Source organism: Sorangium sp. So ce1504, from assembly GCF_051521635.1.
Classification (GTDB): domain Bacteria; phylum Myxococcota_A; class Polyangia; order Polyangiales; family Polyangiaceae; genus Sorangium; species Sorangium cellulosum_B.
In genome coordinates this window covers 4,642,796-4,668,025 of sequence record NZ_CP150365.1, presented here as the reverse complement: position 1 = coordinate 4,668,025, position 25,230 = coordinate 4,642,796, and the positions used below count along the sequence as shown (strand labels likewise).

At 71.3% G+C, this 25,230-nt stretch carries 17 protein-coding genes; 5 read left to right on the top strand and 12 right to left on the bottom strand.

Annotated features, from left to right (window positions below; all coding sequences use genetic code 11):
- Positions 1-94: 94 nt before the first annotated feature.
- Positions 95-2,044, top strand: a complete 1,950-nt coding sequence (locus WMF39_RS17560) for a molybdopterin-dependent oxidoreductase (RefSeq protein WP_437746636.1) — start codon at positions 95-97, stop codon at positions 2,042-2,044.
- A 143-nt stretch (positions 2,045-2,187) separates the two neighbouring features.
- Positions 2,188-4,116, top strand: a complete 1,929-nt coding sequence (locus tag WMF39_RS17555; protein WP_437746635.1) for a hypothetical protein — start codon at positions 2,188-2,190, stop codon at positions 4,114-4,116.
- Positions 4,117-4,227: 111 nt separating this feature from the next.
- Here WMF39_RS17555 and WMF39_RS17550 read toward each other — a convergent pair whose 3' ends face one another.
- The gene (locus WMF39_RS17550) at positions 4,228-5,811 is read right to left on the bottom strand and encodes a hypothetical protein (protein ID WP_437746634.1); all 1,584 of its coding nucleotides are present in this window, start codon (positions 5,809-5,811) and stop codon (positions 4,228-4,230) included.
- 219 nt (positions 5,812-6,030) lie between these two features.
- On the opposite strand from WMF39_RS17550, the gene WMF39_RS17545 reads away from it, so the two are divergent.
- Positions 6,031-6,537, top strand: coding sequence for a DUF4112 domain-containing protein (locus WMF39_RS17545; protein ID WP_437746633.1), 507 nt, complete (start codon positions 6,031-6,033; stop codon positions 6,535-6,537).
- 219 nt (positions 6,538-6,756) lie between these two features.
- Here WMF39_RS17545 and WMF39_RS17540 read toward each other — a convergent pair whose 3' ends face one another.
- The 9 genes from WMF39_RS17540 to WMF39_RS17500 all read right to left on the bottom strand — a co-directional run bounded on the left by WMF39_RS17540 (position 6,757) and on the right by WMF39_RS17500 (position 18,666).
- Positions 6,757-7,461 (bottom strand): Bax inhibitor-1/YccA family protein, encoded by a 705-nt coding sequence (locus WMF39_RS17540; protein ID WP_437553059.1) that lies wholly within the window; start codon positions 7,459-7,461, stop codon positions 6,757-6,759.
- A gap of 273 nt (positions 7,462-7,734) precedes the next feature.
- Entirely contained in the window at positions 7,735-8,079 is a 345-nt protein-coding gene (locus WMF39_RS17535) for a hypothetical protein (RefSeq protein WP_437746632.1), read from the bottom strand.
- Between the two features lie 149 nt (positions 8,080-8,228).
- Positions 8,229-9,662 (bottom strand): ParA family protein, encoded by a 1,434-nt coding sequence (locus WMF39_RS17530; protein WP_437746631.1) that lies wholly within the window; start codon positions 9,660-9,662, stop codon positions 8,229-8,231.
- 188 nt (positions 9,663-9,850) lie between these two features.
- Positions 9,851-11,419 carry a bifunctional phosphoribosylaminoimidazolecarboxamide formyltransferase/IMP cyclohydrolase gene (purH, locus tag WMF39_RS17525; protein ID WP_437746630.1) on the bottom strand — a complete coding sequence of 523 codons (1,569 nt, stop codon included), beginning with the start codon at positions 11,417-11,419 and terminating at the stop codon, positions 9,851-9,853.
- A 175-nt stretch (positions 11,420-11,594) separates the two neighbouring features.
- Positions 11,595-14,087, bottom strand: a complete 2,493-nt coding sequence (gene lon / locus WMF39_RS17520) for an endopeptidase La (protein ID WP_437746629.1) — start codon at positions 14,085-14,087, stop codon at positions 11,595-11,597.
- A gap of 209 nt (positions 14,088-14,296) precedes the next feature.
- A complete protein-coding gene (clpX, locus tag WMF39_RS17515; RefSeq protein ID WP_012235779.1) occupies positions 14,297-15,553 on the bottom strand; it encodes an ATP-dependent Clp protease ATP-binding subunit ClpX in 1,257 nt (418 codons plus the stop codon).
- Positions 15,554-16,035: 482 nt separating this feature from the next.
- Positions 16,036-16,680 carry an ATP-dependent Clp protease proteolytic subunit gene (locus tag WMF39_RS17510; protein WP_012235778.1) on the bottom strand — a complete coding sequence of 215 codons (645 nt, stop codon included), beginning with the start codon at positions 16,678-16,680 and terminating at the stop codon, positions 16,036-16,038.
- Positions 16,681-16,977: 297 nt separating this feature from the next.
- Entirely contained in the window at positions 16,978-18,246 is a 1,269-nt protein-coding gene (gene tig, locus WMF39_RS17505; RefSeq protein ID WP_437718100.1) for a trigger factor, read from the bottom strand.
- Between the two features lie 255 nt (positions 18,247-18,501).
- Positions 18,502-18,666 carry a hypothetical protein gene (locus WMF39_RS17500; protein ID WP_012235776.1) on the bottom strand — a complete coding sequence of 55 codons (165 nt, stop codon included), beginning with the start codon at positions 18,664-18,666 and terminating at the stop codon, positions 18,502-18,504.
- 696 nt (positions 18,667-19,362) lie between these two features.
- Between WMF39_RS17500 and WMF39_RS17495 the strand changes: the two genes are divergently transcribed.
- Together WMF39_RS17495 and WMF39_RS17490 are read left to right on the top strand one after the other, a co-directional pair.
- Complete coding sequence (locus WMF39_RS17495) at positions 19,363-20,298, top strand: ParA family protein (protein WP_437746628.1); 936 nt, start codon at positions 19,363-19,365, stop codon at positions 20,296-20,298.
- Complete coding sequence (locus WMF39_RS17490) at positions 20,295-21,200, top strand: ParB/RepB/Spo0J family partition protein (protein ID WP_437746627.1); 906 nt, start codon at positions 20,295-20,297, stop codon at positions 21,198-21,200. The genes WMF39_RS17495 and WMF39_RS17490 overlap by 4 nt, the downstream gene beginning before the upstream one ends.
- A gap of 99 nt (positions 21,201-21,299) precedes the next feature.
- Here WMF39_RS17490 and WMF39_RS17485 read toward each other — a convergent pair whose 3' ends face one another.
- Complete coding sequence (locus WMF39_RS17485) at positions 21,300-22,355, bottom strand: tetratricopeptide repeat protein (RefSeq protein WP_437746626.1); 1,056 nt, start codon at positions 22,353-22,355, stop codon at positions 21,300-21,302.
- Entirely contained in the window at positions 22,352-25,213 is a 2,862-nt protein-coding gene (glnD, locus tag WMF39_RS17480; RefSeq protein ID WP_437746625.1) for a [protein-PII] uridylyltransferase, read from the bottom strand. The genes WMF39_RS17485 and glnD overlap by 4 nt, the downstream gene beginning before the upstream one ends.
- Positions 25,214-25,230 lie beyond the last annotated feature (17 nt).

Genomic DNA, 25,230 nt, shown 5'->3' with positions numbered 1-25,230 from the left:
CCCCGGCGCGGCGCGGAAGCCCGGCCAGGTCCGGACGGACATCCGGGGGGCGGGGCGGGTGTACCGCCCCGCAGGCCCGATCTACGCTGCCGACATGCAGGAGCTCCGCAAGACGACCTGTAACCGCGACTGCCCCGACGCCTGCAGCATCGTGGCCACCGTGGAGGACGGCCGCGTCGTGCGCCTCGGCGGCGACCCGGACCACCCGATCACGCGGGGCTTCCTCTGCTACCGCACGTCGCGCTTCCTGGAGACCCAGTACTCGCCCGAGCGGCTGACGACGCCGCTGCTCCGCAAGGGCGGCGAGCTCACGCCCGTCTCCTGGGAGGAAGCGCTCGACACCACGGCCGAGCAGCTCCTCACGATCCGGCGCGAGTCCGGTCCGGCCGCGATCTTCCATTACCGGAGCGGCGGCTCGCTCGGGATGCTCACGGGGATCGCCGACGCGTTCTTCGCGCGGTTCGGGCCGGTCACGGTCAAGCGCGGCGACATCTGCTCCGGCGCGGGCGACGCCGCGCAGCTCGCCGATTTCGGGGAGGAGGACAGCCATGACCTCGCCGATCTCCGGAGCGCCCGGCACATCCTCCTCTGGGGCAAGAACGTCTTCACCTCGAGCCCTCACACGCTCCCGGTGCTGCGCGAGGCGAAGGCGCGCGGCGCGGAGCTCGTGCTCATCGATCCGGTGCACCACAGGACGGCGTCGCTCTGCGGGGCGTTCTACCAGCCGCGCCCCGGCGGCGACTTCGCGCTCGCGATGGCCGTCGCGCGCGTGCTCTTCGACGAGGGGTGGGCCGACCCGCGCGCCGCGGACTACTGTGATCACCTCGACGCTTTCCGCGCGCTCGCGCGCCGGAGCTCGGTCGCCGCGTGGTGCCGCGAGGCCGACGTGCCCGAGCGCGCGGCCCTGGACCTCGCGCGCCGCCTCGCCGAGAGGCCCACGGCGATCCTCGTGGGCTGGGGCATGGGCCGGCGCACCACGGGCGGTGCGATCGTGCGCGCCCTCGACGCGCTGGGGGCGGTGAGCGGGAACCTCGGCATCCCGGGCGGCGGCGTCTCGTTCTATTTCAAGCGGCGCCGCGCGTTCGACCTCTCGCCGTTCGAGGGCGAGCGCCCGGCGCCCCGCACCGTCTGCGAGCCCCTGCTCGGGCGCGAGGTGCTCGGGATGAGCGACCCGCCGATCCGCGCCGTCTGGGTGACCGCGGGCAACCCGGTCGCGATGCTGCCCGAGTCCGACACCGTCGCGGAGGCGCTCCGGACGCGTGAGTTCGTCGTCGTGGTCGACTCCTTCCTCACGGACACGGCGCGGGTCGCCCACCTCGTGCTGCCCACGACGACGCTCCTCGAGGCGGACGACGTGGTCGGCGCCTACGGCCACCATTACCTCGGCGTCGCCACGCCCGTGGTCCCGCCCCCGGCCGGGGTGAAGGCCGATCTCGAGATCATGCAGGCGCTCGCGCGGCGCGTGGGCCTCGGCGGCGTGCTCGACGGCAGCGCCCGCGACTGGAAGCGGCGGGTCACCGAGCCCAGGCTCGCGCCGCTCGGCATCACGCTCGAGACGCTGGAGCGCGGGCCGGTGCGCAACCCGCTGGCGCCGAAGGTGCTGTTCGAGGACCGCAAGTTCCCGACCCCGAGCGGCCGGGTCAACCTCATCACCGAGGCGCCCGAGGAGCGCGTGGATCCCGACGCGAGCGAATTCCCGCTGCTGCTCATGGCGCTCTCCACCGAGAAGTCCCAGTCGTCTCAGTGGGCGCGACCCCAGCACGGTCCGGCCGTCGTCACGGTCCACCCGGACGCGGCCGGCGGCGTGCCCGACGGCGGCGCCTGCCGGATCACGTCGCGCGTCGGCTCCATGACGGCGCTGCTCCGCCACGATCCTGCCCAGCGTCGCGACGTCGCGCTCCTCCCGAAGGGAGGCCACCTCCGGGACGGCCGCTGCGCCAACGCGCTGATCACCGCGCGCACCACTGACATCGGCGAGGGCGGCGCGCTCTACGAGGAGCGGGTGCGCGTCGAGCCGATCGACCCGCCGGCGCCCCTGCCCTAGCGCGCGGCGCGCGGTCGCGCGGTCGCGCGCGCGGCGGACGGAGCTCACGGCGCGGGCGCGACGAGGCGCGGGCTCCGGTAGGGCCACGCCGTACCCGCGAGATCTGCTGGCCCGCTCGGCCGGCGGTCTCTTACGCTCGCGCGATGGCGAGAGAGCTGCCTGCAAGGTTCGGGATCACACCGCACGCGGCGCGCCGCATGGCGAACCGGCAGATCGCGCTCGGCGGGGTGATGGCGGTGCTCGGCGCGGGAGTGAGCGCGATGGGGCTCGGCAGCGTCGCGGCCGGGCTGCCGTTCGGGATGGCCGGCGCGCTCATCATAGCGATCGGGCTCCGCACCCGCTCGATGAGCGTCGCCGTGCAGGTCGTCAACAAGGCGTACAACCTCGCGGCTTCCGGCCAGCGCGAGGACGCCGCCGAGCTGCTCGACTACGCAGAAGAGACGTGCCGCTCGCGCTACGTCCTGCGCGTCATCGACGTCCAGCGCGCGCTCGCTGCCATGCAGCGAGGCGATCTCGCGGGCGCGCTCGTCCGCGCCGACGCTGCGGTGACCCGCCGCACCGACCCGCTCGCCTTTCACCTGGAGCACGCGACGATCGCCGCGGCGCGCTCACTGAGGGCCCTGCTCCGCGCCTCGACGGGCGATCGCGACGGCGCCGCGGCGGACATCGAGTTCGTGCGCGCGAGCGCCCTCGCGTCGCCCGAGGTGCTCGCCCGCGCGGAGCTCGCGGCCGCGGTGCTCCTGGAGCGCTCGGGCGACAGGGAGGCGCTGCGGGCGCACCTGCTCCGCGAACGCAGCCTCCTCGTCGAGCACACGCGCCCGCGCGAGCGCGCCCTCGTCCGGGCGTACCAGCGCATGCTGAAGGCGAAGGCGAGCTCGGTCTACCGCACCGGCGCGAAGCGGGAGCCGGAGGCCGGAGGCGAGCTCTCGGCGGCGGACTGGGCGGCGCGCATCTCGCCCGAGGCGGCGCCGTTCATGCGCGCCCCCGCGCTGGCAGCGGGCGGGGTGGAGGAGCTGTCGCGCGCGGAGGTGGACCGCGCCGACGCCTCCGCGCGCGCCGCCGCGGAGGGGCGCGCCGGGAGCAACCGCCAGCCGGTGGCGAAGGCGGCACGCCGCATTTTGCTTCTGTGGTTGGCCCTGGTGATGGTGTTCCTGGGGGTGTGGCAGCTCTTGAACTCCGATCAGGCGCCGCGGGTGGCGCCCGAGGTCGAGCGTCTGCCAGCGGAGCCGATCTTCGGACCGCTCGCGATCGTCCTGGCATTTCCGGTCTTCTTCATCGTGATGCTCGTCGGTGCGGTGCTGGTGAACGCGGTGCGCACGCGCAAGCTCTCGCAGCGCTTCGTGGCCGCCCAGGTCGCGATCGCGAAGGGCGAGGCGCAGCGCGGGAAGGCTGAGCTCGAGGCCCTCACGCGGACCAAGGCGCCCGCGGCCGCGGCGCAGGCGTACCTCGCGCTCGCCGAGCTGTCGGACCGGCAAGGGGAGCTGCTCGCGGCGCTCGCGGCGTGCGAGGCGGGGCTCGCGCGGCTGAACACCGACGCGGCGCGCGCGATGGCGGCGGACATCCTGCTGCCTGCGCTCCTGGCCGAGCGCGCGTTCGTGTTCGCGGCGATGGGCCGGAGCGCCGACGCGCGCGCCGAGATGGCGCTGCTCGCCGAGCGGTATGCGTCGTACCCGTTCCTGGAGAGGGCCAGGCTGCGGGTGGCGCTGGCCCTGCGGACACGGGAGGGCGACATCGCCGGGGCGGCGCGCCTCACCGAGCGGGACGCGGACCTGCCGCTCAACGCGCGCGACGAGCTGCTCGCCGACGTGTGCCGCGCGGCGGCGAGCCCGGGCACCGCGGGCGCTGGCGAGGTGGAGCGGCTCCGCGAGGAGCTGCGGCTCGACGCCGCGAGCCGGCGCTGGCTCTCGGCGATCGCGCCGGCGGCGCTCGCGGCGTTCGAGCGCCTGAGGGAGCAAGGCGACGCCGAGGCGCTCGCCGGGGCCGAGGCCCTCGCGGAGACCGAGGCGCTCGCGGAGGCCGAGGCCCTCGCGGAGCACGCCGGGGTGCGCCCGCGGGACGCCGGGGCGGCGTGAGCGCCGCGGCGCCGCGGCGTGGGAGCGGCCTCAGGCGCAGCTGCGGACGCAGATCCTCGCGCCGGACGAGCGCGGCGCCCGATCGATCATCCGCGGCGCGCGCGTCGCCGCTCAGTCTTCTCGAGCAGGCGCCCGCATCGGCTCCCTCGGCCTGGTCCGCTCGGGGGGCGCGGCGGCCGAGCCCTCCACGGCGTCGCCGATCTCGCGCGCCACGTCCTCCACGGTGCGCAGGCTGATCCTCCCGGCGAGCACCAGGGTCGCGCCGATCTCGCTGCAGTCGATGGGATCCAGCCGCACCGGCGACGCGAACGCGTTGACGGCCGCCATCTGCCCGGCGGCGTAATCGAGGCGCGCGCCGAACACGAGATCGCCGTACCGGGTATAGGAGATTAACCCGAGCGACGCGTGGGCGCCGCTCATCCGCTCGAAGAAGAGCTTCGACTCGGCGGACATGGGGCCTCGCAGGCTCGACAGCGCGTTGAAATCGGAGGCGACGCCGCCCACGAGGCTGAGGTCGCGCGTGAGGAACACCTCGGCGCCGAGCCCGACGTTGACGATGGGCGCCGCCGCCTCGACGATGTCGAGGCGGCCCCGCGCCCGGCTCGTCACCGCGCCCCCGGCGATCGCGATCTCCTCACGATCGGCGGCGATCCGCGCGAACTCGCGCTGGCCCATGTAGAAGAAGCCGTCGAGCTCCAGTCGCAGCCTGCTCCACTCCGCGCTCGCGCCGACCGCGACGCGGGCTGGAGAGGGGGCCACGAACTCCCCTTCACCGGCCCAGTAGCGCGCCGCCGCCGTCCCGTCGGCGCGCGTGTCGACGTAGCTCGCGTCCAGGGAGTCGACGGCATGAACGCTGGGCGTCCGCAGGCTGATCCCGGCCGAGAACACCCGGTTCAGCCGGTACGTGACGCCGATGTGCGCGAGAAGGTCCCATGAATCGCCCGAGAGCGCGGCCTGGTAGGTCGCGCTGCTCGCCGAGCCCGCGCTGGTGTCCTCCACGAGGCTGGCGACGCCGAGCGAGCTCGTGTAGCGGGTGCGCACGAGCGAGAGCGAGGCGCCCACGGCGAGGCGCGAGGTGGCGCTGTAGCTCCACGAAGGACCGGCGCTGAAGCGACCCCACGCGTAGCGGAGCGCCTGCGCCTGGCTCACGCGCCGCGAGGCGGACTCCCCCGAGAATCGCAGCGCGTCGAACCCGAACTCGTTCTCCTCCGTCTTGCCGAGGCAGGCGGCGACGACCTGTCGGCCGACCCGCACCCGCGTCGAATCCGCGCCTCGTGCGCCGCTCTTCCAGTTGAAGAAATAGCATGTCGCGTCGGGGAGGCTGTCCAGCCCATGATCGCTCACCGACGTGCGATCGAGCCGGAGATCGCCGTACAGGCCGGGGTCGACCGGACCTGGCTGGTGCCACCGTTGCAGTGTGCGGTGCGCGTAGCGGAAGAACGCCGACGAGAACGCGATGTTCCGGTCCTCGATTCGGACGATCGTGGCCGGGTTCAGGAAGGGCGCGGCGCCGTCGACGCCCAGCACGACCCCCGTGCCCCCCAGGAGCGCCGATCGCCCGCCGAGGAGCGCGGATTCGTACCTTCCCTGCGCGCGCGCCGCGTCTCCGCCGAGCGTCCCGAGCAGCGCGCTGGCGAGGCCGAGCAGCGCTCGGCGCGCTCCGGAGCTGCGAACCAGGGCGCGCGGGCTCGGCATGGCAGGCGCCAGCATGGATCACGGCGCCGTCGCCGCAATGGCGGCAGCGCCCGCCCGCCCACGGCCCCCTCCCGAGGCGACGTGCTCCTGCCCCATCCTCGCCCGCCGCGCCGCGTGTCCCTGCGACGCCGCCCCGCGGTCTCTCTTGAGTCGCCGTTGGAGGGGGCGAGAAGTAAACTGCAAGGGATGTCTGATCCGCTTCGCAGAGATGGGTCCGCCATGCCCGTGCCGCCCCTCGCCCCGCTGAAGGTCGTTGATCTGGAGGACGAGCGGCTAAGACGCTTGAACGCCCTCGGGCATTTTCTGGACAACTCCATCCGTATCCCTGGAGTCGGCTACCGGGTCGGCTACGACGCCGTGATCGGGTTGATCCCTGGGGTCGGCGATCTCATCGGTTTCGCGCTCTCGATTTACATCGTGCTCGCGGCGACGCGTTACCGTCTCCCCGCCTCCGCGGTGCTGCGCATGGTGCTCAACGTGGGCCTCGAGACGCTGCTCGGCACGGTCCCTCTCGTCGGCGATCTCTTCGATGCGACCTACAAGGCGAACGCGCGCAACCTCGACCTGCTGCGCGCCCACCTCGCAGCGCGAACGCAGGGCGGCGCGCCGCCCTCCAATCTTCGTTTCTACGCCGGCCTGTTCCTGGCGCTGGCAGGCATCCTCGCCCTGGCAGCTCTCATGCTCTTCTCGCTGACAAGAGCGCTACAGACCCTCTTCGGCTCCTGACGCCCCCTCTCCTCACTTCTCTGCGACGGACGCCCCCTCTCCTCACTTCTCTGCGACGGACGCCCCCCGAGTCCTTCTCCGCAACGAACGCCACCCGAGCGGGGTGCACCCGCACAGGAGACGGGCCCAGATCGGCGTTTTCGGCGCGCAGGCGTACTCTTGTACGCCGAGCACCGAAAACGTCGAGGTGGGCCCGTATCCGAAGCGGGTGCGCCCCGCTCAGTTGCGGGAGCTGATGAAGAGGCGGAGCACGTGCCAGAACAGCATGGCGACCGACGCGAAGAGCTCGAGCGCGGCGCCGACGTACCGGTCCTCGGGGAAGTGGTGCAGGATGTTCGACGTGTCGTACAGGATGGCGGCCCCAGCGAACGCGACCATGGCGACGCTGAAGAAGGTGCCGAGCTGGAAGCCGAACAGCGCGCCTGCCGCGATGAGGACGAGCGCGCAGATGGCGCCCCAGCGCAGGAGAGCCCCAAGGAACGAGAAATCCTTGCGGGTCACGAACGCGATCGCGGTGAGCCCGGCGAAGCCGGCCATCGTGGCGAGCCCAGCGCTCTGGATCGCGCCAGGAGCGACCATGTCCGCGATGTAGAGCAGCGGCACGAAGACGATCGCCTGGGCGAGCACGAAGCCGCCGAGCGCGGCGTACTGCGCCGGCTTCGATACCGACGTGTGCGCCGCGCGGCTGGCCAGCCAGCTCACGAGCATGAACGCCCCGAGAACCAGCAGCCAGCTCGTGCCCATCATCGCCCTGGCGATGACCGAGGCGACGCCGGTCTTGAACAGCGCGACCTCGATCGCAGCGAAGAGTACGATCGCACCGAACAGGTGGTTGTACGTTCGCACGATGAAGCGCTCGCGCGACTCGGCACCGGCGCGGAGCACCGACGAGCGGGTCCCGTATCCTACGTAGTTCTGGTCCATGTTCCCTCTCTGGTAGACCTCGACTCTAGCACGTCAAGCACGCCGCATGCCCGCGGCGAGGCGGCCGGGGGACGAGGCGCAGCGCCACGGCGCCGCGAGCGCCGGCGCCTGTGCAGGGGCCCTCCGCCGCTCGCCGGCTCGGGAAAGCCGGCCGGCCCGCGGGTCCCCCACGGCACCGCTCAGGGCCCCCCGGAGCCGGCGGCGCCCGCCGCACGATGATGGAAATGCGGACGTCGCGCCCTGCGTCCTGTCGAAGTCTCCTGGAAGAAGGGATTAAATCCCCTTCGGGATCTTGTCGAGGTCCACCTGGGAGAGCGCATGCCGGATCAGCGCGCTCCTGTTGGCCTTGGTCATCCCGCGCGCCTTGAGCGAGCTGACCATCTCGTCCAGCCGCTCGAGATCCTCGGTGTACATCGAGATACAGATGACCTTGTAGTGCTGCGGTCTCTCCGGCGCCGGCGCAGCACCCGGCTCGGATGCGGCGCCGCTCGTCCGGGCCTTCGCGCGCACGCGAGGCGCTTCCGCGGACGTATAGAACGCCCCGGACAAAACACCTTCCACTTCGTCGCGATCGAGCAGCGCCCGCGCGGCGCCCCCGAGATCGCCTTCGCTTTTCATTGCTTCCTCCAGCTCCCCTGCCCGGTCGAGGCTCCGCGACTGCGGGCCCTTCATTCAGCGAACCCCCGCATCCGCGGGTCCCTTCATCCAGCGGGACTCCGCGTCCGCGGGTCCCTTCATCCAGCGGGACTCCGCGTCCGCGGGTCCCTTCACGCCCCCGCCGCCGCAGCGCCCGGCCGCTCGGTGGCCGCGTCCCCCCGGTCGACGCTCCACGCTGTCCCCTCGCGCGCCGCCCCTGCCTCAGGGCCCGCCGTGCCGCGCTCGCGGCTCTCGATGATGCGATCGACCACCGCGAGGTAGTCGTCCGCGGCAGGGGTTCCCGACGCGTACTCGAAGATCGTCTGCCCTTGCGCGGGCGCCTCCTTGACCTTGATCGCCTGCCGGATCGGCGCGAGGCAGCGCTCCCCGAAGTGCTGCTTCATCGTGCTCACCGCCTCGCGCGCGATCTTCGCGCGGCCGTCGTAGAATGTCGGCAGCACGCCCCAGATCTGCACCGGGTGATGCAGCAGCGCGTTCACGTTCTTCACCGTCTTGATCACCTGCCGGACGCCGACGAGCGACAGATAGTCGCACGCGACCGGGACGAGCACGCTGTCGGCGAACACCAGCGCGTTCTGATTCATCAACGACAGGCTCGGCGAGCAATCGAGCACCACGTAATCGTACTCGGCCGCCGCAGCGGAGAGGCGATCCGAGAGCACGCGGTCGCGGTTCTGGCGCCCTGCCAGGTAGAGCTCTGCCGCGGCGAGCGTCTCGTTGGACGGCAGGAGATCCAGGTTCGGTCGCACCGTCTTGGTCGCGTCCGCGACCCGGAGCCCCATCACGAGCACGTGATAGAGCGACCGCTCCGCGCCCGCGCCGAGCGAGACAGAGACGTTCCCCTGCGCGTCGGTGTCGACGAGGAGCACCCGCTTGTCGCGCGCCGCGAGCCCGGCCGCCACGCTCACGGCCGTCGTCGTCTTGCCCGTACCGCCCTTGTGGTTGAACACGGCCAGACAGCGGGGCACCCCGGCCGGGCGCTGCGGCGGCTGCGCCGGCCGCTTCGCGCCCCCCGCCGGCGACAGGGGCACCGCGACCGCGCCCTGCCCTTTGAGCTCCGCCGGGCGAGCGGCAGACGCGACCGGCGCGGCCCGCCCCGTCGCCTCGCCCTGGGCGCTCGCCCGAGCCGCCGGCGGCGCCGGCTCACCTGCCTCCACGGCGGAGCGCGACCCGCCTCCTGCCAGCGGCGCCTCGTCACCGGTCGCCGTTGCTCCCTCGGCCGGCGCCGCGGCCGCCGCCGCGATGTCGCCGAGCCGCACCCCCTTCGCCTCACGGACCAGCTGCGTCCGGCACCCCAGAGAGCACGCGTAGTGCCGGCGCCCGGCGACGTAGAGCACCTGGGACACGAGATCCGGCGGAAACCGCTTCGCGCACGCGTCGCACGTGGCGAGCGCGGCGCCGTCCTGCCCGCCGAGCTGGCTCTTTTCCAGGCATTTCTGCGAGCAGAAGAAGGAGAAGCCGCCGTCCTTCTCCTCCATCTGGTACCGGAACTGGACCTCGAATCCGGTCCCGCACACGCTGCACGTCTCGCTGATTCCGCCCACAGCTCGCTCCTTCGCGCCGCGCACAGCGCTTTGCCCAGGCGCAGCGTTGACCATCATCACAGTCAAGGCGCAAAGGTCAACTTTTCTGCGAGCGTGACCCACCCTTCCGGCGCAAGGGAGGGTGAGCGCGCGTTCCGGAACGGAGGCGCGAGGCCGGTTCAGTGACGGGACCTCGGCGCCAGGACAGCTCAGTGACGGAAGTGCCGGGCCCCGGTGAACACCATCGCGATCCCCGCCGCGTCGGCCGCGGCGATGACCTCCGCGTCCTTCACGCTGCCGCCAGGCTGCGCGACCGCCGTGATCCCGTGCTCCGCGGCGAGCACCACGTTGTCCGGGAACGGGAAGAACGCGTCCGACGCGAGGACGCTCCCGCGAGCCCGCTCGCCCGCCTTGCTGCAGGCGATGCGAACGCTCTCGACCCGCGACATCTGTCCGGCGCCGATCCCGACCGTCCTCCCGGGAATCGCGAGCACAATCGCGTTGGATTTCACGTGCTTGCAGACGCGCCAACCGAGATCGAGCGCATCGATCTCCTTCTCCGCCGGCGCGCGCTTCGTCACGACCCGGCCGCCGCGCACCTCGCCGGCCGCCGAGGCATCTCGCTCCTGGACCACCAGGCCCCCGCCGACGCGCTTGAACGTCAGCTCCCGGTGATCCGCGGGCAGGAGCGCGCCGGTGGCGAGCACCCGGAGGTTCTTCTTGGTCCGGAGCACCTCCAGCGCCTCGGGCGTATAGGCGGGCGCGACCACGCACTCCAGGAACGTCTCGACGAGCACCTCGGCAGCAGCGCGGTCGACCTCGCGGTTCAAGGCGACGATCCCACCGAAGGCGCTCACGGCGTCCGCGTCGCGCGCCGTCCGGTAGGCGGCCGCGAGGCTGTCGCCCGTCGCGACGCCGCACGGGTTCGTGTGCTTCACGACCACCGCGGCGGGCTGCGTGAACTCGCGCACCGCCTCGAACGCGGCGTCCACGTCGACGAGGTTGTTGAACGAGAGCTCCTTGCCGCCCGCGCCCAGCGACTCCGCCAGCGCGAGCGACCCCGCGGCCGCGCCCCGCTCACGATAGAAGGCGCCGGACTGGTGCGGGTTCTCGCCGTACCGGAGCGGATAGGCCCGCTCGAGGGCGAGCGTGAGGAAGCGCGGATAGGCCTCGCGCTCCGCGGCGCTCGGCTCACCTTCCTCGGGGAGCGAGGAGAGGTAACCGGACACCATCCCGTCGTAGGCCGCCGTGTGCGCAAACGCCTTGGTGGCGAGCCGGCGGCGGGTGGCGCTCGACACCTCACCTTGCCTGTCGATCTCGGCGAGCACAGCATCGTAGTCGGCCGGATCGACCACCACCGCGACGCGCGCGTGGTTCTTGGCCGCGCTCCGCACCATCGACGGCCCGCCGATATCGATGTTCTCGATGATCTCGGGGTGCGTGACCCCCGGTTTCCGGACGGTCGCCTCGAAGGGATAGAGATTGCACACAACGAGATCGATCGGCGCCCCGCCGAGCCGCGCGAGGTCCTCGTCGTCGATCGCGCCGCGCATCAAGATGCCGCCGTGCACCCGCGGATGGAGCGTCTTCACCCGGCCATCCATGACCTCGGGAGAGCCGGTATAGGCCTCCACCCCGATGACCGGCACGCCGGCGTCCGCGAGCGCCCGCTGCGTCCCCCCGGTCGAGAGGATCTCCACGCCCTTCTCCGCGAGCCGCCTGGCCAGCGGGAGCAATCCCGTCTTGTCGGATACCGAAATCAGTGCGCGTCGAATCATTGCGACGCACAGCTAGTCCGTCTCTGCGGCCGCCGCCAGCCCATAGCGGGGCGCATCTTCATGCGTTACCGGCTCATCCGCGTCGTTCGGCTCGCTGCGGCGTACGTTCGCCTGCCTCGCGGCTGACCCCGGAGCGCACGAATCCGCACGCCGCTCACGCTGTCTGGCGCCGCGCTCACGCGCCGGGCGGCGCGGCCGGCGTCGGCTCGCCCGCCGCGGCCGGCGGCGCCTTGACCGGCGCCGCCTCGGTGACGAGCTCGCCGTCCCGGTACTCCAGGACGCCCTTGGGCGGCCCGAAGATCGCATAGGAGTCCGGCAGGAGGAGCGCCTCACGGAGCACGTCGTCGACGTGCTCGACGAGCACGAGCCGCAGCGCCTTCAGCACCCGCCGCGGCACGTCCCGGAGATCCTTCCGGTTCTCCTTCGGCAGGATGACGGTCGCGATGCCGCCGCGGTGGGCCGCGAGCAGCTTCTCCTTGAGCCCGCCGATCGGCATCACGCGCCCGCGCAGGGTGATCTCGCCCGTCATCGCGAGATCCCTCCGGACAGGCACCTTCATGAGCGAGCTGACGAGCGCGGTCACCATCGTGACGCCGGCGCTGGGCCCGTCCTTGCGGACGAAATCGGGGAAGTGAATGTGGATGTCGACCTTCTGATAGACGTCCGCCTCGAGCCCGAGGCGGTCGAGGCGCGAACGGACATAGCTCATCGCCGCGTGCCCGCTCTCCTCCATCCCCTTCTCCAGCAGCCCGGTGATCACGAGCTTGCCCTTGCCCGGCACCACCGTCGCCTCGGCCGGGAGCAGATCGCCCCCGACATTGGTCACGGCGAGGCCGTTCACGAGGCCCACCTCATCGCGCTCCTCGCGCCGGCCGAGCCGGTACTTCGGGACGCCGAGGTACTTCGGGATGCTCTTCGCGACGACCTCGATCGGCTTCTCCTTGCCGTCGGACACCACCCGCCTGGCCACCTTGCGGCAGACGCTCGCGATCTCGCGCTCCAGCGAGCGCACGCCGCTCTCCTTCGTGTAGTGGTGGATGATCGTCCGGAGCGCGCCCTCCGTGAAGTCGAGCGACACGTCCTCGAGGCCGCACTCCTTCCGCTGCCGGGGCACGAGGTACTTCACCGCGATGTTCAGCTTCTCGAACTCCGTGTAGCCCGAGAGCTGGATGACCTCCATGCGGTCCTGGAGCGGCACCGGGATGCCGGAGAGCGTGTTCGCCGTCGTGATGAACATCACGTCGGAGAGGTCGTAATCGAGATCCAGGTAGTGGTCGTTGAACGTGTGGTTCTGCTCCGGATCGAGCACCTCGAGCAGCGCAGCCGCCGGGTCCCCTCGGAAGTCGGTCGACATCTTGTCGACCTCGTCGAGCAGGAACACGGGGTTGTTCGTCCCGACCTTCTTGAGCGACTGGATCAGCTTGCCGGGCAGCGCGCCGATGTACGTCCGCCGGTGGCCGCGGATCTCCGCCTCATCGCGCACGCCGCCGAGCGACAGCCTCACGAACTTGCGCCCCGTCGCGCGCGCGATCGACTTCGCCAGGCTCGTCTTGCCGACGCCGGGCGGCCCCACGAAGCAGAGCACCGGGCCCTTGAGCTTCTTCGTGAGCGCCTGGACCGCCAGGTACTCGAGGATCCGCTCCTTGATCTTCTTGAGGCCGTAGTGGTCCTCATCGAGGATCCGCTCGGCCTCGACGAGGTCATAACGCTCCTCGCTCTTGTCGTACCAGGGGAGCTCCAGGATCCAATCGATGTAGTTGCGCACCACGGTCGCCTCGGCGCTCGTGGGGTGCATCATCTTCAGCTTCTTGAGCTCCTTCTTGACCTTCGCGGCGGCCTCCTTGCTCATCCGCTTGGTCTTGAGGGCCTCTTCGATCTCCTGGATCTCGTTCTTGAACTCGTCGCGCTCGCCGCCACCCAGCTCCTTCTGGATGGCCTGCATCTGCTCGTTGAGATAGTATTCCTTCTGCGTCTTCTCCATCTGCTTCTTGACGCGACTCCGGATCTTCTTCTCCACCTGGAGAATCTCGATCTCGGCCTGCATCAACTCGATGAGACGCTCGAGCCGCTTCTGCGGCTCCTCCATCTCGAGCAGCGCCTGCCGGTCGGTCAGCTTGATGGTCGGCAGGTTGGCGATGATGGTGTCGGCCAGCCGCGAGGCCTCGTCGATGGCCTGCACCGCCATCAGGACCTCGGGCTGGATCTTCTTGTTGAGCTTGACGTACATCTCGAACGTCGACTGGACCGAGCGCATCAGCGCCTCGACCTCGACGCTCGCGACCGAGCTCTCGACGATCTCGTCGTATTCGATCAGGAAGTACGCATCGCTCTGGACGTAGCGGCGGATGCGCGCCCGGCGCTTGCCCTCGATGAGGACCTTGACGGTGCCGTCCGGGAGGCGGAGCAGCTGCATGATCGCGCCGACCGATCCGACGCCGAAGATGTCGTCCGGCGTCGGATCGTTCGTCTTCGCGTTGCGCTGCGCGGCGAGGAAGATCTCCTTGCCGCGGTTCATCGCCTCGTCGAGCGCGGCGATGCTGCGCTCACGCCCGACGAACAGCTGCGAGACCATGTGTGGAAAGACGATGATGTCGCGAAGCGGGAGCAACGGGACGATCCCGCGCTCGGGTGCGTTCTTGCCGCGATCACTGTCGTTCTTGAAGAACATCCGCCGTCTTTCCGGGAGTATCGGGAGGTCGGGGCACCCCCGCCTCGGTTGTCACAAATACCTTGATCTGATGCTGAACTTCCGCCGGCTCGTCCCGCTGCCTCCAGGGACACGCGGCGCCGGCACGCTCGGAGGAGCCTCCGGGGGGCGAAGGCGCAGCTCGGGCCCCGCCTTGCGCCCCGACCCACCGCCCCCCCGGGGGGCGAGCGCTACGCGAGCTCCGCCTCCTTCGTGTACACGATGAGCGGAGGCTCGTGCTTCACGATCACGTCCTCGCTGACGACGACCTCCTTGATCCCCGTACGGGACGGGACGTCGTACATGATGTCGAGCATCGCCGACTCGAGGATGGCGCGAAGACCGCGGGCGCCGCTGTTCCTCTCGAGGGCCTGGCGAGCCACCGCCACGAGCGCGCCGCGGGTGAACTTGACCTTCACCCCGTCCATCTCGAAGAGCTTCTGGTACTGCTTGACCAGGCTGTTCTTCGGCTTCGTGAGGATGTCGATGAGCGCCTCCTCGTTCAGCTCGTGGAGCGTCGCCACGACCGGCAGGCGCCCGATGAACTCCGGGATGAGCCCGAACTTGAGGAGGTCCTCCGGCTGGACGACGCTGAGCAGGTCGCCCAGCTTGAAGTCCTTCTTCGCCTTGATGTCGGCGCCGAAGCCGAGGGTGTTCTGGCCGATGCGCCGCTGGATGATCTGGTCGAGCCCGACGAACGCGCCGCCGCAGATGAACAGGATGTTCGTCGTGTCGACCTGCAGGAAATCCTGCTGCGGGTGCTTGCGTCCGCCCTTCGGGGGGACATTGGCGATCGTCCCCTCGATGATCTTGAGCAGCGCCTGCTGCACGCCCTCTCCGGAGACGTCGCGGGTGATGCTCGGGTTGTCGCTCTTCCGGCTGATCTTGTCGATCTCGTCGATGTAGACGATGCCGCGCTGCGCGCGCTCGACGTCGTGATCCGCGTTCTGCAGGAGCTGGACGATGATGTTCTCGACGTCCTCGCCGACGTACCCGGCCTCGGTCAGCGTCGTCGCGTCCGCGATGGCGAAGGGGACGTTGATGATCTTGGCGAGCGTCTGCGCGAGGAGGGTCTTGCCGGACCCCGTCGGCCCCAGCAGGAGGATGTTCGACTTGGACAGCTCCACGTCGTCCGAGGAGACCCGGCTGTCGATGCGCTTGTAGTGGTTGTGCACCGCCACAGCGAGGATCTTCTTGGCGCGGTTCTGGCCGACGACGTACTCGTCCAAGGTCGCTTTGATGTCGGCGGGCTTGGGCACCGGGGTCGACCCCGCGTACGGCTCGTCCTTTTCGACCTCCTCCGCGATGATGTCATTGCACAGCCCGATGCACTCATCACAGATGTACACCGTGGGGCCCGCGATGAGCTTCTTCACCTCTTTCTGCGACTTGCCGCAGAAAGAGCAGCTTAGATTGCCATTCGAGTGATCGTCCCGCCTTCGCTCCACTTCGACCCTCAGTGCGGTCTGCCGACGCTACCGCTTCAATGAGAGGTGGGGTCCCGCCGCGGCGGCGGCCCCTCCAACTTGCGGCGGGAACGGCTTCCACCGTCCCCTGTATTTTCAGCGATGCGCAGCCAAACGCCGCGCTCGGATTCTAGTGCGGTGCCCGTACCGTCGCAAGCTAACGGGGGTGGTCTCCAGCCTGTGGCCAAAGTCAGGGAATCACCCGATGGCGCCCCGCGGTCGGCCACCGACGCGGCCGCGCATCGCGCGAAAAGCGCGAAAAGCAGCGGATCGAGCGAGCGCAGCGCGGCGCATGAAGCGCCGAGCCCGCGTGCTCCGCTGCTGCGCGCCCGCGCGCAATGCCCCGCCCGCCACAGCGGCGGGGCGTGGCGTGGCGTCACGACGCCGCGCCGCGGCGCGGCCCGGGGCGACGCCGCGCCGGCCTTCATCCCGAGCACGCCCGCCGGACGCGGCGGCGCGGCCACCTACTTGTTCCGCTTCGGGAAGACCTCGTCGATCAGGCCATACTCCTTGGCCTGCGTCGCGCTCAGGTAGAAGTCGCGCTCGATGTCCTTCGCCAGCTCGTCCCGGTTCTTGCCGGTCGCGTCGACGAGGATGTCGATCAGCGTCTCCTTGATCTTCTTGATCTCGCGCGCCTGGATCTCGATGTCCGTCGCCTGGCCTCGCGCGCCGCCGAGCGGCTGGTGGATCATCATCCGCGCGTGCGGCAGCGCGAAGCGCCGACCCTTGCGACCGGCGCCGAGCAGCACGGCGCCCATCGACGCGGCCTGGCCGATGCACATCGTCGACACCGGGCAACGCACGTACTGCATCGTGTCGTACATCGCGAGCCCCGACGTCACCACGCCGCCCGGGCTGTTGATGTAGACCTGGATCTCCTTCTCGGGATCCTCGCTCTCCAGGAAGAGGAACTGCGCGATCACGGCATTCGCGACGAAGTCGTCGATCTCCGTGCCGATGAAGACGATGCGATCCTTGAGGAGACGGCTGAAGATGTTCCACTCCCGCTCGCCGCGGTGGGTCACCTCGGTGACCGTCGGGAGGATGTAGGCCTTCTCGCGTTCGAGAAACTCGATGGCTTGGGTGCGGGTTTCGACTCGTCGGGTCATCCGGTGCTCCGGGGGGTTCGCTGCCGCGCGGCAGGGGCTCTACTCCTGGGCCAGACTGCGTCCGATCGCAAGACCGAACGCGCCCGAGGTTACCGGAAATATCGGCCGCTCGCCGCGCGGCGCACGGAACACGCGGCGCGCCGCGGCCCGCTCGATCCAGCCGCGCGCGCCCGACGTCGATCGAGAGCGCGAGAGGCGCGACCTGGACAAACGGCGCACGCCGGCGCAGCAGAGCTGAGGCGCCGGCGTGCGGTGCAGAAGTCCGGCCATTCCGCGCCGGACTGCTGCTGGGCGAAGCTAGCTCGCGTCGGCGACCTTCGCCGCAGCCTCGATGATGTCGAGGATCTTGTCCTCGAGGATCATCCCGGCGAAGAGCTCGCGCTTCTGGGGCTCGCGGTACTCCGCCTTGATCTTCGCCACGTTCTTGCCGGTCTGCTCGGCGAGCTCCTCGTAGCCCTTCTCGAGGTCGGCCTCGGTGATCCTGACCGCCTTCGCCTTCGCGATCTCGGCCATGACCAGGCCCGCGCGCACCTTCATCTCGGCGTCGAGCCGCACGCGGGCGCGGAACTCCGGCGTGGGATCGACGCGCTGCCCCTGCCTCCGCGCCGTCGCGAGCAGCTCGCGCTCGGCGAGCTGCGCCTGCTGATCGACGAGCGACGGCGGGACCGGGATCGGGTTCGCCTTGCAGAGCTCCACCACGAGCTGCTCGGCGACCGCGTCGCTCGCCCGCTGCGTCAGCTCCTTCTCGAGCTTCTTGCGGAGCGACTCGCGGAGCGCGGACAGGCTCTCGTCGCCGCAGTCCTTCGCGAACTCATCGTCCACCTCAGGGAAGATGCGCTCCCGCAGATCCTTCAGCGTGATGTGGAAGGTCGCCTGCTTGCCCCGCAGATCCGCGTTGGAGTGCTGCTCGGAGAACGTGACCGGTACGTCCTTCGACTGGCCGGGCGTCATCCCGGCGAGGGCGTCCTCGATCTCCTTGAAGACCTGGCCGCTGCCGAGCTCGGTCTCGATCTCCTGCTCCTTCGTGTCGCGCAGCGCGCCGCCGACCTCGAGGGTGAACGCGATCGTCGCGACATCCCCCTTCGCCGCGGGGCGCTCCGGCTCGGGCGCCTGCAGCGTCGAGTGCTCGCGCCGGAGGGCGGTGATCTCGGCGTCGATCATCTCGTCGCTCGGCGTCGTCGAGGGGCGCTTCACCTCGAAGCCCTCCCACTTCACCTCGGCGATGTCGGGGCGGACCTCGAAGCGGGCCTTGTAGGAGAACGCGTCGTCAGGGCGGAGCTCGGTGGGCGCGATCGCCGGCTGGGACAGGGGCTGCACCTGCTTGTCGGCGAGCGCCTGGTTCAGCGTGGCGTCGACGAGCCGCTGGGCGACATCGGCGTGGATGCGGCCGCCGTAGAGGTGCGCGAGCACCTGGCGCGGCGCCTTGCCAGGCCGGTAGCCCCGGACCCGGGCCGTCCGCTGGAGCGCCGTATAGGCCTTGTCGACCTCGCTCCGGACCCGGTCCGCGGGGACCTCCACCTGAAACTCCATCAGCACGGGAGAAAGCTTTTCGACGTTGACTTGCATGGCGGTTTTTTCGAAGGGCGGCACTCGTGCCACGCGTCGCTGGGGGGGTCAAGACGAGCGACAGGACGCTGCTTTAAAAAAAAGGAGCCCCGGCGGAGAGGCGGCCGCCGGGGCTCGGATCCCGGGAGGGATCGTGCAAGCTGATGTGCAGCGCCGGCGCTGGCGACGCGACGGAGCAGCAGCGCCGAGCGCGACCGCGCGGACGTGCGAGGACGTTGAAGCCATCCCGCGCGCAGCGCCGCCGCGCCGTCGCGCTCAGTCGTCGTCCGAGACGTCGAAGGGGTCCTTGTCGAAGTCGAGCTCGGCGTCGAAGGACCCCTCCTCCTCGACGATGTCCTCGAGCGAGAAGCCCACACGGCTCGGGCGGAGAATCTCCCGCTCGAACTCTGAAAAGCTCTGATACGACCTGGGAAGCGGCATCTGTCCTCCTCACATGTGCCGAGGCGACGTCGGTGCGTCGGTCTGCTCGGCGAAGCTGGGCACCACGTCCGTGATCAAGGGGCGGTCGACGTCGGCCCGCGACTCGAGGTCGAGGGTGGACGACGGCGCGAGCCGATCGCCGACCTGCGTTGAAGCGAAGGCGAAAGCACGAGGACCTGCGCACGAGCGAGCGGCGCAGGGCCGCGCCCATCGCCCCAGAAGGCGCGAGCAAGGACCCGATCGACGGGCCCCGGGTCGCAGCAGGCGAGCAGCGCCCCGCCGAGGCCGAAGCAGCGGCCTCGCCTCGAGGCTCGACCGCGCGCCCATGCCTTCGCCGTTCGGCCACCTTTGCCTACATCAAGCGACATGTGGGCACTGTAGATACCCCCGCCGTTCAGGCCAACAATCTGGCAAGCGAACGGTGGGATGGCGGCGAGCGGGTGACGACGCCCCGCGCGGGTCACGTCGCCGGGGGGGGGCCCCCACCCCAGCGTCCAGGGCGTGCTCTGGGCACGGCGGCCCAGCGTCCACGGCGTCCCCCGGGACGCCCGCGGCGGCAGCGCGCTGGGCCCGCGCGCTGGGCCGACCGAAGGACGGACCCGCACGCTCGGTCGAACGTTTGTGTCGAGGCGCCCGCTTCTCTCGACGTGCCGATGGGGGTCGTGTAAGCAGCCTGGTCGGACGCGACACAGCACGATGCCATCGCCCAACGAGGGGGGCGCGCCCGGCAAGCCCGGCTCCGCCCCCAAGCCTTCGCCTGTCATCTTCGCCGTCGCCAACCAGAAGGGGGGCGTCGGCAAGACCACGACCTCGGTCAACCTGGCCGCGAGCTTCGCCGCGGCAGAGTGCCGTACGCTGCTCGTCGACTGCGATCCGCAGGGGAACGCATCGAGCGGCGTCGGCGTGCGGCGCGGGAGCTTCGAGCTGTCGCTCTACGATGTCCTGATCGGGCGGGCGGTGCTGAAGGACGCGATCGTCCCGACCGAGGTGCCGCTCCTCGGCGTGGTGCCCGCGACCCAGGACCTCGTCGCGGCGGAGCTCGAGCTGGTCGACGCGGACGACCGCGCGGTGCGGCTGCGCAACGCCCTGCGCCCGCAGCTCGACGGCTACGACTACGTCGTGCTCGATTGCCCGCCGTCGCTCGGGCTCCTCACGCTGAACGCGCTCACCGCGGCGCACCGGGTGCTCGTCCCGCTCCAGTGCGAGTACTACGCGCTCGAGGGGCTGACGCACCTGATGGCGACCATCGACCGGGTGCGGAGCGCCTTCAACCCGGAGCTCACGGTCGAGGGCGTCGTCCTCACGATGTACGACGGGCGCAACTCGCTCACCCACCAGGTGGCCGACGAGGTGAAGGCGCATTTCCGCGTCTTCGACGCGATCATCCCGCGCAACGTGAAGCTCAGCGAGGCGCCGTCGCACGGCAAGCCGGCGCTGCTCTACGACGCGCAGTCGAAGGGGGCGCAGGGCTACCTGAGCCTCGCGCGCGAGATCCTGGACGGCCCGCCCGCCGCCGCGGCAGACACGAAGAAGCGGCCGCGCGGGGACGCCGCCGAGGCGGAGCCACCGGCCGAGCCTTCGCCCCCGCAGAACCCCGGAGAGCGCGCGAGGGACGCACGACCCAGATCATGAATGCCGATCAGAAAGGGGCGCGGCGCGCGCTCGGACGGGGGCTCGACGCCCTGCTCCCGGCGGCGCCGCCGGCGACAGCGACTGCGGCCGAGGGGCGCAGCGTGTTCGTGTGCGCGATCGAGAAGATCGTCCCGCAGAAGGGGCAGCCGCGGCAGCACTTCGACGAGACCGAGCTGGAGGAGCTCACCGGCAGCATCCGCGAGCACGGGCTCATCGAGCCGCTCATCGTGCGCAGGACGCAGGCGGGGAACGACGCCTTCGAGCTCATCGCGGGCGAGCGGCGGTGGCGCGCCGCGCAGCGCGCGGGGCTCAGGGAGGTGCTCGTCGTCGTCAAGGACGTCTCCCCCAAGGAGGCGTTCGAGCTCGCGCTCGTCGAGAACGTGCAGCGAGCCGACCTCAACCCGATCGAGATCGCCGAGGCGTTCGACCGGCTGCTGCGCGAGCACAGCTACACGCACCAGACCCTCGCCGAGCGCGTCGGCAAGGATCGCACGACGATCGTCAACTCGCTCCGGCTGCTCCGGCTGCCGCCGCGGATCCGCACCATGGTCATCTCGCGCGAGCTCAGCGAGGGCCACGCGCGCGCGCTGCTCGGCGCGCCCAGCGACAAGGTGATGGCCGACGTCGCGGAGCGGACCGTCCACGGCAAGCTCCCCGTCCGCAAGGTCGAGGCGCTGATCAAGGCGGCGAAGGAGAGGGAGGTCCGGGCCGCCGAGGGCGAGGAGCCGGGCGAGAAGAAGCGCGGCGGGAAGTCGCCCGCGATCAAGGACCTGGAGGCGCGGCTCGCGCGGCGGCTCGGGACCCGCGTCGAGGTGCGCGACGAGGGTGGCCACGGCGAGCTCGGCATCACCTACGGCTCGCTCGACGAGCTCGACAGGATCATCGCGCTGCTCGGCGCGTGACCCTGCGCGGCCGGCCCCTCGCCCGCCCGCGCAGGCGCGCCCCTGGCGGTGGCGGCGCGCAGGCGGGCGAGCGCGGCGGGCCTGGCGCGCGGCCGCGCATCACTTCAGCCTGGCGCTGAGCTCCTTCACCTTGGCGCGGGCGCGCTTGCCGATCTCGGTGTCGCCGCCGTGCTTCCCGGCCTCGGTGAGCGCGGCGATCGCGCTCTGCGGCTTGCGCTCGGCCAGGAACGACAGGCCGAGGTAGTAGTGCGCGGCCGCGAACCGCGGGTCCACCTTGATCGCCGCCTGGTAGTCGGCGCGCGCCCCCGGCTCGTCGCCGAGCTCGTGGCGGCACGTCCCGCGGCGCACGTGGAACTCGGCCTCCGGCTTCAGCTTGATCGCGCGGTCGAACGCCGCCACGCAATCGGCGTAGGCCTTCGCCGGCCCGAGCATCCGCCCGATCGTCGCGATCGTCGCCACGTCGTCGCCGGTCGCCGCGAGCGCCTTCCTGAGCTCGGCCGCGGCCCGGTCGAGCACCTTCGCCTCGAACAGCATCGCGCCGTAGGCGAAGCGCGTGGCGGCCGTGTCCTCGGCCTTGAGCGCCGCCTCGTAGTGCTTGCTCGCGTTCGCGACGTCGCCCTTCAGCCCGTACGCGTAGCCCAGGTTCTGGTGGAGCGCCGCCCGGTCCGGCGCCTGCTCGATCGCCTTCGAGAGGACCGCGATCGCCTCGTCCGGCCGAGGCGGCTCGTCCAGGTAGAGCGCGGCCAGGTTCAGGGCGGCGGCCTCGAGCTTGGGGTCGCTCGCGAGCGCCTTCTTGTACGACGCCTCGGCGCCGGCGCGATCGTTCGTCTTCTCGTTCGCGAGGCCGAGGTAGTAGTGCGCCTCGGCGCTGCCCGGCTCGTGCTCGATCGCCTGGAGGAGGTGCTGCTTCGCCTCCTCGTACTTCTCGTTCTTGATGTACGCGATGCCCCGGTCCAGCGCCGTGGACGACGCGCCCTTCGAGGCCGCCGCGTCGCTGCCTTCGGGCGGATCGGCCAGGAGCGGGTCGCGCTGGGGCTCCTGCGCCCCCCCGCACGCCGCGACGCACGCGGCGAGCGCCGCTGCCGCCAGGACCCGCTGCGCGGCGAGCCTCGCCGTCGCCGTCCACACCGCGCGCGTAAACCACCTCTCGTTCATCCGACACTCCCTTCGCCGTCCAGGCCCTGGAGGACCGCGTGCAGCCGCTCCTCCACCTCTTGCGTCCGCTTGCCGCTCGCGATCTTCGTCCCGTCCGCCTCGCTCACGTAGAACACGTCGGCCACACGCGTCCCCTCCGTGTTGATCTTGGCGACCGAGATCGAGAGGCCGAGCTGGTAGAGCGCGTCCGAGATCGCGAACAGGAGGCCGGGGCGATCGCGCGTGAGGACCTCGATCACCGTGTGGTGCGAGGCGCGATCGTCGATGGATATCTGCGTCCGGACCTTCGGCGTCGGGCGCTCGCGCAGCGCGCCGCCCCGGCGCTTCTTGGCGAGCTCGGCGCCGGAGAGCTGCCCCGAGAGCACCGCCTGGATGTCGGTCACGAGCTTCGGGATGGCGCGCGCCACCCCCCCTACCCCTTCGCCGCGGTCGCGCACCCAGAACAGGTCGACGGCCTGCAGGCGCACGCCCGCCGGCGGGGACGAGCCCGCCCTCGCGCGGATCACGCCGCCGTCGTCCATCCCGTCGTCGTCGCACGCGCGCGAGTGGATCTGCGCCGCGTGGACCTCGAGGCGCGAGGCCGCGAGCGCGGCCGTGATCGCCGCGAGCAAGCCGGGGCGATCCGGCGCCACGACGCAGACCTCCGCGGCCTCCGGGTGGCGCGACGGGACGAGCGCGACCGAGACGCTGTTGCCGCCGGACTGCTGCTGCCGGGCGAGCTCCGAGTGCGCGGCGATCGCGGCCGGGCTGTTCGCGAGCAGGTAGCGCTCGGGCATCGACGCGAGGTAGCGGGCCAGGAAGTCCCGCTGCGCGCGCCGCTCGGCCTCGCTCGCGGCCGGGAGGTCCTCGAGGGCGCCGACCGTGCCGCTGATCGCGCGGGCCATGCGCTGGTCGTCGATGTCGAACGGCCCCGCGTCCTCGCGCGCGCCGCGCAGGGCCCTGTCCGCGGAGAGGTACAGCTCGTCGAGCATGCGCGCCTTCCACGACGTCATCGACGTGGGGCTCGTGGTCGAGATGTCGGCGACCGTGAGCAGGTAGAGATCGCGCAGCCCCTCGCGGCCGTGCACCTCGTGGCAGAACTCCGAGATCGTCGCGGGATCATCGAGATCGCGCCGGGTCGCGATGAGGTACATCACGAGGTGCTTCAGCACGAGGTGGCACGCCTCGTCGATGTCCTCCTGAGGGAAGCCGAGCCGCGCCAGGATCTTCCGGGCCATCTCGGCGCCGCGCCCGCTGTGATCGGTGCCCCCGATCGCCTTGCCCACGTCGTGCAGGAGCGTGGCGAAGAACAGCATCGTCGGCCGCGTCGCCTCGGCGGCGAGCCGGCACGCGAGCCCGAACTCGCCCGCGAGCTCGCCCCGCACGAGCGCCGCCAGCCGATCGACCGCGGCGACCGAGTGAACGTCGACCGTGTACACGTGGTAGACGTCGTGGTGGACGCGCCCGACGACCGGCAAAAACTCCGGGATCATCGCGAGCAGGAGGCCGAGGTCGTGCAGCTCGCGGACGACCGAGCCGCTCTGCAGCTCGGTCTCCTTGCACGTGGCGACGAGGGTCCGGAACCGCTCGGCGGCCTCGGGGCTCTCGCGGAGCGCCGCGCAGAACGCCGGATCGCCGGCGGCGCGGACGATCGCGCCGCGCGCGTAGGGCAAGAGCGGCACGCCGCGCTCGACGGCCTCGGAGACGAGCCGCAGCGCGATCGCCGGATCGGTCCTCAGCAGATCCGGATCGCTCATCGTGATGCAGCCGTCGAAGAGGCGGACCCCGGCGCCGAGTTCCTCGTCGCGGCGGCGGCGCCGCGTCAGCGTCGGCGTGGCGCGCGAGACGATCATGTCGAGGGAGCGCGAGATGGCCCGGGCGCTCCGGTAGTAGTCGCTCATCATCCGCTCGATCGCCTCGGGCGACACGGCGGCCTCGTCGGGGGGCGGCGCGCCCTTCCGGCCGGCGTCGGCCGGACCGGCGCCCTTGCTGTAGCCGAGCGCGCCCGCGCAGAGCTCCTGCTCGTCGAATGTCAGCCGGTCGGTCCTCCGCCCGGAGTGGGCGTGGAGCAGGTTGCGGATGCGCCAGAGCATCTCCGCGGCGCTCCGGATTTCCTCCGCCTCGCGGGCGACGAGCGCGCCGAAGCGGACGAGCGCGTCGAACTCGCCGACGCCGTAGCGCGCCTTCGCGGCCCAGCGGGCGACGTCGAGATCGCGCAGCCCGCCCGCGCCGTTCTTCACGTCCGGCTCCAGGAGGTAGACCGAGCCGCCGAAGCGCTCGTGCCGCTGCGAGATCTCCTTCCCGAGCCGCTCGATGAAGCGGGGCAGCTCCGAGTGCGCGAAGATGCCCGACGAGGCGCGCTGCCAGAGCGACTCCGACAGCGACGCGTCGCCGACGACGTGCCGCCAGTCGAGCAGGCTCGTCGCGGTGGGCAGGTCCTCGCGCGCGCCGTCGATGAGGTCGTCGATGGTGACGACCTGGTGCCCCACGGCGACCCCCATGTCCCAGAGCGGGTAGAGCAGCGCGTCCGCGATGGCGCTGGCGCGCTGGGCGTTGTGGGCGAGGATGCGCAGATCGAGGTCGCTCCGCAGCGCGACCGCGCCGCGGCCGTAGCCGCCGACCCCGGCGATCGCGACCGAGTCCCACTCCTTGCGGCTGGGCCCGCCGGACTCGCGCAGCAGGTGGAAGAGGCGCGCCAGGAGATCGTCGAGCAGGCGCGCGTGGCGCCGCCCCAGGGCGACCCCGACGGCGGCCGGGTCCGCGGCCGGCGTGGAGCCGCTCGGCGCCGTGCGATCGAGCTCGGCGCGCTCGCGCGCATAGGCGGCGCGGAGCTCGACGAGCCCGCTGGGCCTGGACGTGGGGGAGAGGTCGACGCTCATGCGGTGTCGTTCTGCTT

What these genes read in the sequence shown, in the direction of transcription:
- purH (WP_437746630.1), bottom strand. Translation starts at nt 11,419, where the DNA reads ATGATTCGACGCGCACTGATTTCGGTATCCGACAAGACGGGATTGCTC.
- glnD (WP_437746625.1), bottom strand. Translation starts at nt 25,213, where the DNA reads ATGAGCGTCGACCTCTCCCCCACGTCCAGGCCCAGCGGGCTCGTCGAG.
- WMF39_RS17545 (WP_437746633.1), top strand. Translation starts at nt 6,031, where the DNA reads ATGCCCGTGCCGCCCCTCGCCCCGCTGAAGGTCGTTGATCTGGAGGAC.
- WMF39_RS17510 (WP_012235778.1), bottom strand. Translation starts at nt 16,680, where the DNA reads ATGACCCGACGAGTCGAAACCCGCACCCAAGCCATCGAGTTTCTCGAA.
- WMF39_RS17495 (WP_437746628.1), top strand. Translation starts at nt 19,363, where the DNA reads ATGCCATCGCCCAACGAGGGGGGCGCGCCCGGCAAGCCCGGCTCCGCC.
- WMF39_RS17555 (WP_437746635.1), top strand. Translation starts at nt 2,188, where the DNA reads ATGGCGAGAGAGCTGCCTGCAAGGTTCGGGATCACACCGCACGCGGCG.
- tig (WP_437718100.1), bottom strand. Translation starts at nt 18,246, where the DNA reads ATGCAAGTCAACGTCGAAAAGCTTTCTCCCGTGCTGATGGAGTTTCAG.
- WMF39_RS17540 (WP_437553059.1), bottom strand. Translation starts at nt 7,461, where the DNA reads ATGGACCAGAACTACGTAGGATACGGGACCCGCTCGTCGGTGCTCCGC.
- WMF39_RS17550 (WP_437746634.1), bottom strand. Translation starts at nt 5,811, where the DNA reads ATGCCGAGCCCGCGCGCCCTGGTTCGCAGCTCCGGAGCGCGCCGAGCG.
- WMF39_RS17500 (WP_012235776.1), bottom strand. Translation starts at nt 18,666, where the DNA reads ATGCCGCTTCCCAGGTCGTATCAGAGCTTTTCAGAGTTCGAGCGGGAG.
- WMF39_RS17490 (WP_437746627.1), top strand. Translation starts at nt 20,295, where the DNA reads ATGAATGCCGATCAGAAAGGGGCGCGGCGCGCGCTCGGACGGGGGCTC.
- WMF39_RS17560 (WP_437746636.1), top strand. Translation starts at nt 95, where the DNA reads ATGCAGGAGCTCCGCAAGACGACCTGTAACCGCGACTGCCCCGACGCC.
- lon (WP_437746629.1), bottom strand. Translation starts at nt 14,087, where the DNA reads ATGTTCTTCAAGAACGACAGTGATCGCGGCAAGAACGCACCCGAGCGC.
- WMF39_RS17485 (WP_437746626.1), bottom strand. Translation starts at nt 22,355, where the DNA reads ATGAACGAGAGGTGGTTTACGCGCGCGGTGTGGACGGCGACGGCGAGG.
- WMF39_RS17535 (WP_437746632.1), bottom strand. Translation starts at nt 8,079, where the DNA reads ATGAAAAGCGAAGGCGATCTCGGGGGCGCCGCGCGGGCGCTGCTCGAT.